Source organism: Micromonospora sp. NPDC050397, from assembly GCF_044901685.1.
Taxonomy (GTDB): Bacteria; Actinomycetota; Actinomycetes; order Mycobacteriales; family Micromonosporaceae; genus Micromonospora_G.
Genome location: NZ_JBJDPS010000026.1, coordinates 1 through 14274, shown reverse-complemented (window position 1 = coordinate 14274; position 14274 = coordinate 1). Strand labels below are relative to the sequence as shown.

Annotated in this window: 9 protein-coding genes and 2 pseudogenes; 6 read left to right on the top strand and 5 right to left on the bottom strand. The window is 71.6% G+C overall.

Annotation, left to right across the window (positions count from 1 at the left end):
• Positions 1-29: 29 nt before the first annotated feature.
• Positions 30-623 carry a DUF4291 domain-containing protein gene (locus tag ACI2K4_RS35360; protein WP_404517506.1) on the top strand — a complete coding sequence of 198 codons (594 nt, stop codon included), beginning with the start codon at positions 30-32 and terminating at the stop codon, positions 621-623.
• Positions 624-721: 98 nt separating this feature from the next.
• On the opposite strand, the gene ACI2K4_RS35355 is transcribed toward ACI2K4_RS35360, so the two are convergent.
• Complete coding sequence (locus tag ACI2K4_RS35355) at positions 722-1228, bottom strand: Lrp/AsnC family transcriptional regulator (RefSeq protein ID WP_404517505.1); 507 nt, start codon at positions 1226-1228, stop codon at positions 722-724.
• A gap of 72 nt (positions 1229-1300) precedes the next feature.
• Here ACI2K4_RS35355 and pdhA point away from each other — a divergent pair.
• The 3 genes and pseudogenes from pdhA to ACI2K4_RS35340 all read left to right on the top strand — a co-directional run.
• Positions 1301-2482 (top strand): annotated as a pseudogene (gene pdhA / locus ACI2K4_RS35350) (pyruvate dehydrogenase (acetyl-transferring) E1 component subunit alpha); the annotation flags it as partial.
• Positions 2483-2619: 137 nt separating this feature from the next.
• Positions 2620-3696: an alpha-ketoacid dehydrogenase subunit beta gene (locus ACI2K4_RS35345; RefSeq protein WP_404517504.1), complete on the top strand. Its 1077-nt coding sequence runs from the start codon at positions 2620-2622 to the stop codon at positions 3694-3696.
• A 14-nt stretch (positions 3697-3710) separates the two neighbouring features.
• Positions 3711-5153 (top strand): annotated as a pseudogene (locus ACI2K4_RS35340) (dihydrolipoamide acetyltransferase family protein); the annotation flags it as partial.
• 76 nt (positions 5154-5229) lie between these two features.
• On the opposite strand, the gene ACI2K4_RS35335 reads toward ACI2K4_RS35340, so the two are convergent.
• The 4 genes from ACI2K4_RS35335 to ACI2K4_RS35320 all read right to left on the bottom strand — a co-directional run bounded on the left by ACI2K4_RS35335 (position 5230) and on the right by ACI2K4_RS35320 (position 11872).
• Positions 5230-7437, bottom strand: a complete 2208-nt coding sequence (locus ACI2K4_RS35335; protein ID WP_404517503.1) for a xanthine dehydrogenase family protein molybdopterin-binding subunit — start codon at positions 7435-7437, stop codon at positions 5230-5232.
• Positions 7434-8426 (bottom strand): FAD binding domain-containing protein, encoded by a 993-nt coding sequence (locus tag ACI2K4_RS35330; protein WP_404517502.1) that lies wholly within the window; start codon positions 8424-8426, stop codon positions 7434-7436. Before ACI2K4_RS35330 ends, ACI2K4_RS35335 begins: the two co-directional genes overlap by 4 nt.
• Positions 8423-8953 (bottom strand): (2Fe-2S)-binding protein, encoded by a 531-nt coding sequence (locus ACI2K4_RS35325; protein ID WP_404517501.1) that lies wholly within the window; start codon positions 8951-8953, stop codon positions 8423-8425. The genes ACI2K4_RS35330 and ACI2K4_RS35325 overlap by 4 nt, the downstream gene beginning before the upstream one ends.
• A gap of 195 nt (positions 8954-9148) precedes the next feature.
• On the bottom strand, positions 9149-11872 hold the full coding sequence (locus ACI2K4_RS35320) for an MGH1-like glycoside hydrolase domain-containing protein (protein ID WP_404517500.1): 2724 nt from the start codon (positions 11870-11872) through the stop codon (positions 9149-9151).
• 53 nt (positions 11873-11925) lie between these two features.
• On the opposite strand from ACI2K4_RS35320, the gene ACI2K4_RS35315 reads away from it, so the two are divergent.
• Both ACI2K4_RS35315 and ACI2K4_RS35310 read left to right on the top strand, forming a co-directional pair.
• Positions 11926-13860: an amylo-alpha-1,6-glucosidase gene (locus tag ACI2K4_RS35315; RefSeq protein WP_404517499.1), complete on the top strand. Its 1935-nt coding sequence runs from the start codon at positions 11926-11928 to the stop codon at positions 13858-13860.
• A 249-nt stretch (positions 13861-14109) separates the two neighbouring features.
• Positions 14110-14274 (top strand): glycogen/starch synthase (locus tag ACI2K4_RS35310; protein WP_404517545.1); only part of this gene is annotated, 165 nt, incomplete at its 3' end.

The window sequence follows — 14274 nt, the reverse complement described above, 5'->3', positions numbered from 1 at the left end:
GGGGGCCGGGTGTCGAGCAGCATGGGGCCGTGACTGTTCCCAACCGACAGGTACGGGCCCTCCACTCGGCCGACACGATCACCGTCTACCAGGCGTACCCGCCGGAGATCGCCGGGCCGGCGCTGGCCGCCGGACGCTTTGTCAACCCGTTCAAGCGGGAGCGGATGACCTGGATCAAGCCGTCGTTCCTCTGGATGATGTACCGCTGCGGATGGGCCGAGAAGCCTGGACAGGAACGGGTGCTAGCCGTCGAGATCAGCCGGGCCGGGTTCGAGTGGGCGCTGGGGCACTCCTGTCCGAGCCACTACGACCCGGCCCGGCACACCGACCGGACCGCCTGGTCAGAGCAGCTCAAGACCAGTCCGGTGCGGGTGCAGTGGGACCCGGAACGGTCCCTGCGGCTGGCGCCGCTGCCGTACCGCTCGCTCCAGGTCGGCCTCTCCGGCGAGGCCGTCCACCGGTACGTCGACGAGTGGACGGTGGCGATCAACGACGTGACCCCGGACGTACGCCGGATCCGGGAACTGCTGCGCGACGGCGACGTTCGGGGCGCGGCCGACCTGCTGCCGGACGAGCGCCCGTACCCCCTGGGCGACCTGGGCCCGACGGTGGGCGGATCATGAACCACCGATGGCAAAGAGGATGACGTCGCTGGCCGCGTTCGGGGCGCTCCTCGGTCACGTCTGCGACAACAACACGATTCCACTGTTCCGGATGCTGCTCAGGTCCAGGTCGGGGTGGTGCCGTCGAACTCCTCGAAAACCAGCCAGGTCCGGGTGGAGAGGACCCCGGCGATGCCCTGCACCCGGTTGAGCACCACGTCCCGCAGCGCCGCGTTGTCCGGCGCGCGGACCAGCGCCAGTACGTCGTGGTCGCCGCCGAGCAGGGCCGCGTGTTCGATGTAACGCACCCGGCCCAGCTCCACCGACACCTCCCGCCAACTGTTCTGCTCGATCGTCAGCGCGATGTACGCCGAGGTGCCGAGCCCGGCCCGCTCCGGCACCACCCGCGCCCGGAACCCGCTGATCACACCCTCCTGGAGGAGCCGCTCCACCCGCGCGTACGCGTTGGTCCGGGAGATGTGGATCCGCTCGGCGAGGGTACGGATCGAGGTCCGGCCGTCCCGGACGAGTTCGTCGAGGATGCGACGGTCAACCTCGTCGAGGGTTCGGGACGATCGTCCCGCCCCGACCGTGAACGGGCCCCGCTCCTGGTCCTCCTGGTCCATCCGAGTACGCCTCCGTTGCCATTCGTCCCGCGTTTCCCGAGGATCTTGAGTCAATCATCCGAGGGCGTGAGCATAGGCGCACCACACGTCCAGGAGGTTCCCGCCGTGACGACCACACCCCAGGCGGTCCGTAGGGCTTCCCCGCGTACCCGTCGGGCGGTCACCCCGCCCGACCCGGCCCGCGCCCTGCTGCCCAGCCCCGAACCGGTCCGGATGATCGACGACCAGGGCAACCGACTGCCCGACCGGGCCGACTACACCGAGCCGTCCACCGACGCGCTGCGCGAGCTGTACCGCCGCATGGTGATCGGCCGGCGGTTCGACGTCCAGGCCACCACGCTGACCAAACAGGGTCGGCTGGCGGTCTACCCCTCCTCCCGCGGTCAGGAGGCGTGCCAGGTCGGCGCGATGCTCGCGGTCCGCCCGACCGACTGGGTCTTCCCCACCTACCGGGAGTCGATGGCGCTGGTCTCCCGGGACATCGACCCGGTCGAGGTGCTGACCCTGCTGCGCGGGGACTGGCACTGCGGGTACGACCCGGCCGTCCGGCGTACCGCACCGCAGTGCACGCCGCTGGCCACCCAGACCGTGCACGCGGCGGGGCTCGCCTACGGCGAGGCGTACCAGGGGCGCGACACCGTGGCGCTGGCGTTCATCGGCGACGGCGCGACCAGCGAGGGGGACTTCCACGAGGGGGTCAACTTCGCCGCCGTGTTCAAGGCACCGGTGGTCTTCTTCGTGCAAAACAACCGGTACGCGATCAGTGTGCCGCTCTCCCGGCAGACCGCCGCGCCGTCGCTGGCGTACAAGGGGGTCGGCTACGGCGTACCGAGCGAGCAGGTCGACGGCAACGACCCGGTCGCCGTACTGGCGGTGCTGAACCGGGCGGTCGACCACGCGCGGGCCGGCAACGGGCCGTTCCTGGTCGAGGCGCACACGTACCGGATGGAGCCGCACACCAACGCGGACGACGCCAGCCGCTACCGCGACGGCGCCGAGGTGGACGCCTGGCGCGACCGTGACCCGATCACTCGGCTGGCCGCCTACCTGCGGCAGACCGGGGCGCTGGACGACGCGACCGAGGCCGCGGTGGCGGCCGAGGCGGAGGCGTACGCGGCCGACCTGCGGACCCGGATGAACGTGCAGCCGACCGTGGAGCCGCTCAGCCTCTTCGACCACGTCTTCGCCGAGCCCACCCAGCAGTTGAGGGAGCAGCGCGAGCAGGTCCGCGCCGAGTTGGCCGCCGACGCCGAGCTGAGCGAGGACGAGCGGGGCCCGGCCGAGCGGAGCACGGGCGAGCGGAGCACGGGCGAGCGGAGCACGGGCGAGCGGAGCACGGGCGAGCGGAGCACGGGCGACGCGCAGGGCACGAACGGGCAGGGGGCACGCTGATGGCTCGTACCACGATGGCGAAGGCGCTCAACGCGGCGCTGGCCGACGCGATGGCCGACGACGAGCGGGTGGTGGTCTTCGGTGAGGACGTCGGCCAGCTCGGCGGCGTCTTCCGGATCACCGACGGGCTGCTGGCCCGCTTCGGTGACCAGCGCTGCTTCGACACCCCGCTGGCCGAGGCGGGCATCGTCGGCTTCGCGGTCGGGATGGCGATGTCCGGGCTGCGACCGGTGGTCGAGATGCAGTTCGACGCGTTTGCCTACCCGGCGTTCGAGCAGATCGCCTCGCACGTGGCGAAGCTGCGCAACCGGACCCGGGGCGCGCTGAGCGTGCCGATCGTGATCCGGGTGCCGTACGCCGGGGGCATCGGCGGGGTGGAGCACCACTGCGACTCCAGCGAGGCGTACTACGCGCACACCCCGGGACTGAAGGTGGTCACCCCGGCCACCGTCGCGGACGCGTACTCGCTGCTGCGCGAGGCGATCGCCGACCCGGACCCGGTGGTCTTCCTCGAACCGAAGAAGCTCTACTTCGCCAGCGACGAGGTCACGCTGCCGCTGCACGCCGAACCGTTCGGTCGTGCCGTGGTCCGCCGCCCCGGCCGGGACGCCACCCTGATCGCGTACGGCCCGTCGGTGCCGGTCGCGCTGGAGGCCGCCGAGGCCGCCCGGGAGGAGGGCTGGGACCTCGAGGTGGTCGACTGCCGCACGATCGTGCCGTTCGACGACGAGACGATCACCGCCTCGGTCCGCCGTACCGGCCGGTGCGTGGTGATCCAGGAGGCGCAGGGCTTCGCGGGCGTGGGCGCCGAGATCGCCGCCCGGGTCCAGGAACGCTGCTTCCACTCGTTGCACGCCCCGGTGCTGCGGGTCAGCGGCCTGGACATCCCGTACCCGGCGCCGATGTTGGAGCACACCCACCTGCCGAACGTCGACCGGGTGCTCGACGCGGTGGCCCGGTTGCAGTGGGACGACCAGCCCGACCGACGCTGGCTGTCGTCGCCGGAACGCAGTACGGCGTTCGAAGGCAGCGCGGCGTTCGAAGGCAGCGCGGCGTTCGAAGGCAGCGCGGCGTGAGTGCCCCGCAGGTCTTCCTGCTGCCCGATCTGGGCGAGGGGCTCACCGAGGCGGAGATCGTCGGGTGGCGGGTCGCGGTCGGTGACGTGGTGACCGTGGACCAGAGCGTGGTGGAGGTGGAGACGGCCAAGGCGGTCGTCGACGTGCCCTGCCCGTACGCGGGTCGGGTGGTCGCCCTGCACGGGGCGGTGGGTGAGGTCCGCCCGGTCGGCCAGCCACTGATCACCGTGGCGGCGCTGGACGCCGAGCCGGTCGCGGCGGGCGCCCCGGTCGAACCCGCCGGGCACGCCACCTACCGGGAGGAGGAGCGGGCCGGCTCCGGCAACGTGCTCATCGGGTACGGCACCGGACACGGCGCCTCGGGGCGGCGCCGCCGACGCCCCCGCCCGGCGCCTGAGCCGCCGTCCCGTCCGGCGCCCGAGCGACCGGCCCCGCCCACCCCCACTCCACCGGCCGTGGCCGCCGCCCCGGTCACCGCACCCGGTACGGTCACCGCACCCGTCACGGTCACCGGGGCCGTTGTCGGCGCGCCGCTGGTCCTCTCGCCGATCGTGCGCCGGCTGGCCAGGGAACACGGCCTGGACCTGGCCCGGCTGCGGGGCACCGGACCCGGCGGGGTGGTACGGCGGGCCGACGTCGAGGCCGCGACGGCTTCGGCACCCGCCACATCGCCCGCCACATCGCCCGCCACATCGGCTGCCGCGCCTGAAACGACGCCGGCCGAGGCGTCGACGCCGCCGGAGTCTCCACGGCCGGTCGACAGCTCGGACATGATCATCCCGCTCACCGGGATCCGCAGAGCGATCGCCGACAAGCTCTCCCGTAGCCGGCGGGAGATCCCCGAGGTCACCATCTGGGTCGACGTCGACGCCACCGCGCTGCTCCAGACCCGGGCGGAGATCAACGCCGCCCGCCCGGAGCAGCCGGTGAGCATCCTGTCGCTGCTGGCCCGGATCTGCCTGAGCGGACTGCGCCGCTACCCGCAGCTCAACTCCCGGGTCGACACCGAGGGCCAGCGGATCGTCCAGTCCGCCGGGGTGCACCTGGGCATCGCCACCCAGACCGACCGGGGTCTGGTCGTCCCGGTGTTACATGACGCCCAGCGGCTCACCACCGCCGAGCTGGCGGTCGCGCTCGCCGAGACGACGACGGCCGCCCGTGCCGGCACGCTGCCGCCGTCCCGGTTGACCGGCGGTACGTTCACCCTGAACAACTACGGCGTGTTCGGTGTCGACGGATCGACCCCGATCATCAACCACCCGGAGGCGGCGCTGCTCGGCATCGGTCGCATCGTCGACAAGCCGTGGGTCGTCGACGGGGGACTCGCCGTACGCAAGGTGACCCAGCTCAGCCTCACCTTCGACCACCGGGTCTGCGACGGTGGCGTGGCCGGAGGCCTCCTGCGGCACGTGGCCGACGCCGTCGAGCAGCCGGCGCTGCTGATCGCGTACACCTGACCGGAACTGACCCGCCGGCCCCCGCAGGTGCCGGGGCCGGCGGGACGTACGGGTCGGGAACCTCGGCCGCGAACGGCTAGAGCAGGTCCTCGACGGTGATCGGCAGGGATCGGATCCGGCGGCCGGTGGCGTGGTGGACGGCGTTGGCGATGGCCGCCCCGATGCCCACCACGCCGACCTCCCCGAGCCCCTTGATCCCGATCGGGCTGAACCGGTCCGGCTCGCCCACGAAGACGACGTCGAGGTCGGGTACGTCGGCGTTGACCGGGATCAGGTAGTCGCCGAAGGTGGCGTTGGCGACGCGTCCGGTCCCGGGGTCGAACTCGGTCTGCTCGAGCAGCGCCATGCCGATGCCCATCACGGTCGCGCCGAGGATCTGACTGCGCGCCGTCTTCGGGTTCAGGATGCGGCCACCGTCGACCGCGGTCACCAGCCGGGAGACGCGTACGATTCCCAGCTCCTCGTCCACCCTCACCTCGGCGAACCGGGCCGCGAACGCGCCGCCCGGTGCCATCGCCGAGTTCGACGGGTCCGGCGTCACCTGACCGTCCTCGGTCAGCTCGGCCAGTCCGTGCCGGTCCAGGATGTCGGTGTAGGTCTCGCCCACCGACGGGTCGGCGACGAGTTGGAGCCGCCCGTCCGCCATGGTCACCTCGTCGGCGCGCCGCCCGCGCAGCGGTGCGGCGTCGTCGTCGGTGACCAGGCCCACGAGCGCCCGCAGCAGGTTGCCGGCGGCGTCGTGCAGGGCGGCGCCCAGCGACATCGCCAGCCCGGATCCGCCGGCCTGCGGGGCGGGCGGCAGGTCACTGTCGCCGAGGTCGAAACGTACCCGGTCGAGGTCGAGACCGAGCAGGTCCGCGGTCACCTGCGTCGCGACCGTGTAGGTGCCGGTGCCGAGGTCGGTCGCGGCGCTGCGGGCGTACGCGGTGCCGTCCCGCCGGATCGAGATCCTCGCCTGGCACGGCGCCTGGTACCAGTCGAAGGTGACGCCGGCCATCCCGTACCCGATCAGCCAGTCGCCGTCGCGCATGGAGCGGACCTCGGGCTGGCGGTCCGCCCAGCCGAACCGCTCGGCGCCGACCCGGTAGCAGTCCCGCAGCGCCTTGCTGGACCAGAGCAGGCCGGAAGCCGGTTGGACCTCGGCGTAGTTGCGCAGCCGCAGTGCGATCGGGTCGCACCGGAGTTGGTACGCCAACTCGTCCAGCGCCGACTCGATGGCGAAGTTGCCCTGGGCGGTGCCGGGCGCGCGCATCGAGCCCGGGTTCGGGATGTTCAGCCGTACCTGCCGTTGGCGGGTGACGACGTTGGCGCAGTCGTACGAGTTGGCGGTGGACATGGTGACGGGTTCGAAGTTCTCCTCCTCGATCCCGACCGCGGTGGTGGCCTCGTGCGCGATGGCGACCAGTTTGCCGTCCCGGGTGGCGCCGAGCCGTAGCCGTTGCTCCGTCTCGGGGCGGTGACCGATGGAGCTGAACATCTGCGGCCGGGTCAACACCAGCTTGACCGGGCGGTCGAGCACCCGGGCGGCCAGTGCGGTCAGGATCGTGTGCGGCGGCAGGCGCAGACCGGCGCCGAAGCCGCCGCCGATGAACGGCACGAGCACCCGTACGTCCTGCTCGGGCACGCCGAACACGGTCGCCAGGCACTGGCGGACCATCACCGGCCACTGGGTCGACTCGTGTACGACCAGCCGATCGCCCTCCCACCGGGCCACGGTGGCGAACAACCCGAGCGGATTGTTGGTCTCGGGCGCGACCGAGAACCGCTCGTCGTAGGTCACCTCGGCGCCGGCCAGCGCGGCGTCGACGTCGCCCCGGTCCGAGTCCAACCCGCCCGCGTTCGGTTCGACCGGGGCGTCGGGGTCGGTGACACCGACCAGTGGCGGCGTGGGGTCGTACTCCACCCGTACCAGCCGGGCCGCCGCCACGGCCTGCTCGACCGTCACCGCCACCACGATCGCCACGTGCTGCCCGTAGTGCACGATCCGGTTGTCCCTGAGCGGGAAGCGGGGTGAGGGGCCGAGTCTGGTCACCGGCGCGTCCGCGAGCGGCGGCGTGTTCTCGTACGTGATCACCGTCAGGACCCCCGGCGCCTCCCGGGCCCCGGCGGCGTCGATCCGGCTGATCGTGCCGGCCCCGACGGTCGACTGGACCAGCGCGGCGTGCACCAGTCCGGGATAGCTGACGTCCGACGGGTACGGGGCGGCACCGGTCACCTTGAGCGGCCCGTCGACCCGGTCGACCGGGTCACCGAGCAGGGGCGGGTCGACGGTCAGCGGACTCATCGGGGCGTCCCGGAGACGTCACGCAGGACCCGGACGATCGTACGTTTGGCCAGTTCGACCTTGAAGGCGGTGCCGGGCACGGTGAACGGGTCGCGGATCGCCGCCTCCGCCGCGGCCCGGAACGTCTCCCTGGTCGCGGGTGCCCCGGTGAGGACCGTCTCGGCCTCGCGGGCCCGCCAGGGAATCGTCGCCACCCCGCCGAGGGCCAGTCTCGCCCAGACGATCGTGCCCTCCTCGATCCTCAGCGCGGCCGCCGCCGAGGTGAGGGCGAACTCGTACGAGGAGCGGTCGCGCACCTTCAGGTAGCCCGACCGGGCACCGGCCGGTAGCAGCGGCACCTCCACGTGGGTGATCAGCTCACCGTGTGCGAGCACGTGCTCGACCTCGGGCCGGTCGCCGGACGGCAGGTAGAACTCGGTCAACGGCACGTCGCGCCGACCGTCGGTCCCCCGGACGTGCACGTCGGTGTCGAGGGCGACGAGCGGTACGCAGAGGTCGGAGGCATGCAAAGCGATGCAGTTCGGGCTGGCTCCGAGGATCGCGTGCATCCGGGCCAGCCCGCTCACCGCCGCGCAGCCCGAGCCCGGGGAGCGCTTGTTGCACGCCGCCACCGCCGGGTCCCGAAAATACCGGCACCGGGTACGTTGCAGCAGGTTGCCGCCGATCGTCGCCATGTTGCGCAGTTGCGGCGAGGCACCGGCGAGCAGCGCCTCCCGGACGAACGGCAGCCGCCGGGCCACCAGTGGGTCGGCGGCCATCTCCTCCATGGTGGTCAACGCGCCGACCCGCAGGCTCTCGTCGCCGGGGGTGATGCCGCGCAGCGGTAGCCGGCCGATGTCGACCAGCCGGTCCGAGCGGACCACCCCGTCCTTGAGCAGCAGGTCGAGCTGGGTGGTGCCGCCGGCCAGGTAGGCGGCCGCCGGGTCGGCGCTGACCATGGTCACCGCCCCGGCGACGTCGTCCGGTCGGACGTACTCGAAGGCCGTCATCGCGACCCACCGCCGATGCCGGCAGCGTCGCGAATGCCAGCAGCGTCGCGAATGCCAGCAGCGTCGCGAATGGCCGCGACGATGTTCGGGTACGCGCCGCAGCGGCACAGGTTGCCACTCATCAGCTCGCGGATCTCGTCGTCGGAGCCGGGTCGACCGGCGGCGAGCAGCGCGACCGCCGACATAATCTGTCCCGGGGTGCAGTACCCGCACTGGAACCCGTCGTGCCGGACAAACGCCTCCTGGACCGGGTGCAGGCGGCCGTCGGAGGCCAGGCCCTCGACGGTGGTCACCTCCCGGTCGTCGCACTGGGCCGCCAACACCAGGCAGGAGAGCACCGACCGGCCGTCGAGCAGCACCGTGCACGCGCCGCAGGCGCCCTGGTCGCAGCCCTTCTTCGTGCCGGTGAGAGCGAGCTGTTCGCGCAGCGTGTCGAGCAGGGTCACCCGGCTCTCCAGCCGCAGCCGCCGTACCTGCCCGTTGACCCGCAACGTCACGTCGACATCCGGCGGTTCTCCGGCTGCCATGGATACGACCTCCCCGCGCGCTCGGTGTGTTCGAGGCTCACGGACGAGGGGCGCCCTGCCGGAGAACTTACCGTGCCGCACCGCGCCAGCAGCCAAAACGGGCGATCAGGCAAGCACGTGCGCCGACCGGTCGTCCTCCCCACCGGTTAGGAAGGGCCCCTTGTTATACAAAAAGCGATAACAAGGGGCCCTTCCTTACCGGCGGGTGGTGAGGATGAGGTCGGCTACCAGGGCGGTCCAGCCGGCCTGGTGCCAGGCGCCCAGGCCGGCGCCGTTGTCACCGTGGAAGTACTCCGGGAAGGCGATCAGGTCCTTCCAGTCGGGGTGGCGCTGGAACAGGTCGCAGGCACCGTAGATCGGCCGCCGCCCCCACCCGTCCGGTACGAACAACGAGATCAGCCGGTTGGAGAGGTCGTCGGCGATCTCCGCGAGGGTGCGTTTCACCCCGGACCGGGTCGGATACTCGATCAACAGGTCGTCACCGAAGAAGGCCGCGTAGTCGCGCAGCGCGTGGATCAGCAGGAAGTTGGTCGGCATCCAGATCGGGCCACGCCAGTTCGAGTTGCCGCCGAACAGCCCGCTGGTCGACTCCGCCGGCTCGTAGCCGACGGTGAAGTCCTGCCCGCCGAGCGAGACCGTGAACGGTTTGTCGAGGTGCTGGCGGGAGAGCGTGCGCAGGCCGTACGGGGAGAGGAACTCCTCCTCGTCGAGCATCCGGGCGAGCAGCCGCACCACCTGGTCCGGGCCGACCATGGAGAGCAGCCGCTGCTGGCGCCCGTCCGGGGCCAACCGGCGGGCACCGAGCACGTCGGCGTACTCCGGTTTGTGGGTGAGGAACCAGCGCAGCCGGGCGGCCAGTTCCGGCAACCGGTGCAGGGTCTTCGCGCTGAGCCGGGTGGTGGCCGCCAGCGGCAGCAGGCCGACCACCGAGCGGACCTTGAGCGGGACCTTGCTGCCGTCGGGGAGGCGGAGCTGGTCGTAGAAGAACGAGTCCTCGTCGTCCCAGAGCCCCTGCTTGTACGCCGCCCCGGCGATGTACGCGAAGTGCTCGAAGAACTTGGTGGCGATGTCCGCGTACGTGGGATCGTGCTGGGCCAACGCGAGCGCCATGTCGAGCAGGTTCAGGGCGTACATGGCCATCCAGCCGGTGCCGTCGGACTGCTCCAGCACCCCGGCCACCGGCAACGCGGCCGAGCGGTCGAACGGCCCGACGTTGTCCAGCCCGAGGAAGCCGCCCTCGAACACGTTGTTGCCGTTGACGTCCTTGCGGTTGACCCACCAGGTGAAGTTCAGCAGCAGCTTGTGCATGACCCGGGCGAGGAAGTCGTGGTCGCGCCCGCCGTCGATCTCGAACACCCGCAGCGCGGCCCAGGCGTGCACCGGCGGGTTCACGTCGGCGAAGGCCCACTCGTACGCCGGGATCTGCCCGTTGGGGTGCAGGTACCACTCCCGCAGCAGCAGGACGAGCTGGGCCTTGGCGAAGCCCGGGTCGACCCGGGCGATGGTGACGCAGTGGAAGGCCAGGTCCCAGGCCGCGTACCAGGGGTATTCCCAGGGGTCGGGCATGGAGATGACGTCGAAGCTGTTCATGTGCCACCAGGCGCTGTTGCGCCCATGGCGGCGACCGGGCGGCGGTGGCGGGGAGGCCGGGTCGCCGTCGAGCCACTGCTGTACGTCGAAGTGGTAGAACTGCTTGCCCCACATCAGCCCGGCGATGGCCTGTCGGGCGACCTCCGCCTCGTGCGGCCCGACGGTGTCCGGGATAACCCGGGCGAAGAACGCGTCCGCCTCGGCCCGACGGTCGGCCAGGGTGGTGTCGAAGTCGGCGCCGAGGTCGAGTCCCGGGGCCGGGGCGGTGCTCGGCGGCGGGGCGGTCAGGGTGAGCCGCAGCCGGATCTCCGCCTGCTGTCCCGCCGGCACGTCGAGCACGTAGTGCAGCGCCCCCTTGGTCCCCTCGCCGGCCGGGTTGACCGTGTCGGCGCCGGCGACCACGTGGTCGTTGATCCCGTCCTTCGGGTAGCGGCTACGGCCGGGCAGGTCCCAGAGCCGTTCGGCGTTGGTCTCGTTGTCGCAGAGCAGTGGGGTCGGCTGGCCGTCACCGGCGAGCACGAGCTGACCGAGGATGTTGTGCCGGCCGACCAGCCGGGCGTCGGCGCCGGTGATGGTGGGCACCGCGTCGCGCCCGGGCAGCCCCCAGGACCATGTGTTGCGGAACCAGAGGGTGGGCAGGACGTGCAGCCGGGCCTCCTGGTCGCCCCGGTTCGCCACGGTGATCAACACGCAGATGTCGGTCGGCGACGCCTTGGCGTAGTCGACCGTCACCGCCCAGTAGCGGTCGTCGTCGAAGATCCCGGTGTCGACCAGTTCGTACTCGGTCTCGTCCCGGCCCCGCAACCCGTTGACCGAGACCAGGTCGTCGTACGGGTAACGGGCCTGCGGGTAGTGGTAGCGCCAGCGCATGTACGAGTGGGTCGGCGTCGAGTCCTGGTACCACCAGTACTCCTTGACGTCCTCGCCGTGGTTTCCGCCGTCGCTGCCGAGCCCGAACATGCGCTCTTTGAGGATAGGATCGGCGCCGTTCCAGAGTGCGAGGGCGAAGCAGAACGTCTGCCGGTCGTCGCAGACGCCGGCCATGCCGTCCTCGTTCCACCGGTAGGCACGGGAGCGCGCATGATCATGCGGGAAGTAGTCCCAGGCCGTACCGTGTTCGCTGTAGTCCTCGCGGACCGTCCCCCAGGCCCGCTCCGACAGATAGGGACCCCATTGTCGCCAGGCCTGCTCGCCCGAGTCGGCCTGGGCCAACCGGGTCCGCTCCGCGTCGATGCCCGGTTCTGCGGCGGCCGGCACGTCGCTGATCACCTCCGCGTTCTCGATCTTCCGACGGAAGATCCCTCGTACGAACTTGACCACACTCGTCATTGTTCCTGGGGCGTGTTACAGACACCCTCGTGGGGCGTCTCTCGGGAGGAAAGTTGATCGAGATCGGCTTCGGTCCGCAGGTGTGTGGCCAGCTCAGTGCGGGTGCCAGCCGGGAGTGGCTGGTTCCGGACGGCCGGGGCGGATACGCGATGGGCACGGTCAGCGGACTGCGTACCCGGCGTTACCACGGGCTGCTGGTCGTCGCCGGGGAGACACCGGCCACCCGCAGGCTCGGCCTGGCCAGCCTCGACGCGGCGGTCACCCTGCCGTCGGGCGCCCAGGTCCGGCTGGCCACCCACGAGTGGCGCTCCGGCGTGGTCGATCCGCGCGGCTTCGAGCTGCTGGAACGCTTCGAGCTGGTCGACGGGCTGCCCCGCTGGCGTTGGCGGATTGGCGAGCTGGTGATCGAACGCGAGCTGGCCATGACGTACGGCCGGTCCTGCGTCGCGGTGGTGCACCGGCTGATCTCCGGCGGCCCGGTCCGGCTGACCCTCGCCGCCGCCTGCACCTGGCGCGACGCGCACGCCGAGCGGCGGGCCGACGGACCGGCGCCCCGGGTCGAGCAGGTCGCCGACGGCGCCGTGGTGGAGGGGGCGTACCGGCTGTCCGGGCCGGGTTGGAGCCCCGCCGGACAGTGGTGGTTCGGGGTGCACCACCGCGAGGAGGCCGCCCGGGGGTTGCAGCCGACCGAGGACCTCTGGCACGCCGGCACCTTCGGCGGTGAACTGACCGGTCCCGGTGACACCGTCTCGGTGCTCGCCTGGGCCGAGGACCTGGCCGAGGAGCCGCCACCGGCCACCGAGATCGTCGCCGAGGCCCGCCGTCGCAACCGCGAGGTGGTGGCGGCGGCAAAACCGGCCAGCCCGGTCGAGGCGACCCTCGCCCTGGCCGCCGACGCGTTTGTGGTGCGGACCGCCACCGGCCCGGACGTGGTCGCCGGCTACCCGTGGTTCGGTGCCTGGTCCCGGGACACGATGACCGCGTACGAGGGGCTGTTCCTGCACACCGGGCGGGCCGACGAGGGACGCGAGCTGCTGCGGGCGTACGCGGCCACGCTCTCCGAGGGCATGCTGGCGAACACCGCCGACACCGGCCGGGTCGAGTACAACACCGCCGACGCCACCCTCTGGTTCCTGCACGCGGTGGCCCGTCACGTCGAGCTGACCTCGGACACCGACCTTGCCGCCGAGCTGCTGCCGGCGCTGCGCGCGGTCGTCGACGGCCACCTCGCCGGCACCCGGTTCGGCATCCACGCCGACCCGGACGACGGACTGCTCGTTCAGGGCACCGCCGGGGAGGCGCTGACCTGGATGGACGCCCGGGTGTACGGCATCCCGGTCACCCCCAGGGCGGGCAAGCCGGTTGAGGTCAACGCCCTCTGGGTCAACGGGCTGGCCGCCGTCGGCGCCATCGCCGACCTGCTCGAAGCCGATGCCGGCGCCGCGACCCAGGCGCACCGGCGGGCCCTCACCTCGTTCCGGGACCGGTTCCCCAGCCCGGCCGGCTGGCTCTACGACGTGGTCGACGCACCGGCGCCGACCTATCCGCTCGGCGGAGCCACCCTGCACGACGACGACCTGCTCCGCCCCAACCAGCTCCTCGCCTGGTCGCTGCCGTACGCGCCACTGGAGCCGGACCCGGCCGTACTGCGGCTGCTCGGGGCGTCGCTGCTCACCTCGCTCGGCCTGCGCAGTCTGGCCCCGGACAGTCCGGGCTTCCTCGGCCGGCACCGGGGCGGACCGGCCGAGCGGGACGGGGCGTACCACCAGGGCACGGTCTGGCCCTGGCTGATCGGCCCCTACCTGGACGCCTGCCGGCGGGCGGGATTGTCGACAGATGAAATGTTGATCGGCATAGATTCTCATTTGCCCGAATTTGGCCTAGGCTCGGTAAGCGAGACGGCGGACGGGCTCCCACCGCACAGGGCCACCGGGTGTCCGTTCCAGGCGTGGTCCGTGGCAGAGGTGCTGCGCGTCCGTCGCGGCTGATTCCAGGTCGGGTCCGTACCGTATTCACACCGCCGACACGTCCACTCAACCCGTTCGACGCGCATCTTCCACGGAGTCCATGCGCATATTTCGATTCGTTCGACAAAACGTCGATCGGGTCTGGACAAAACTGACCGATGCCCGTTACATGACCGCAACGACCATGTCTTCGCTGGTTATTTCGGTACCGGCAGGATTGGCCACAACCCGCAGACGTGTCACGACACCCACCCAGGTGTCTACCCGCGCATGCCCCGAACTGACCTGGAGGGCCGGACCATGTCGCCGAACGCCGAGGTAATAGACATCCGGACCGCCCGCCGGCAGCGGATTCTGATGCTCTCCTGGGAATACCCACCCGTCCTCGTCGGCGGACTCGGCCGCCACGTCCACGCCCTCTCCATCGCCCTCGCC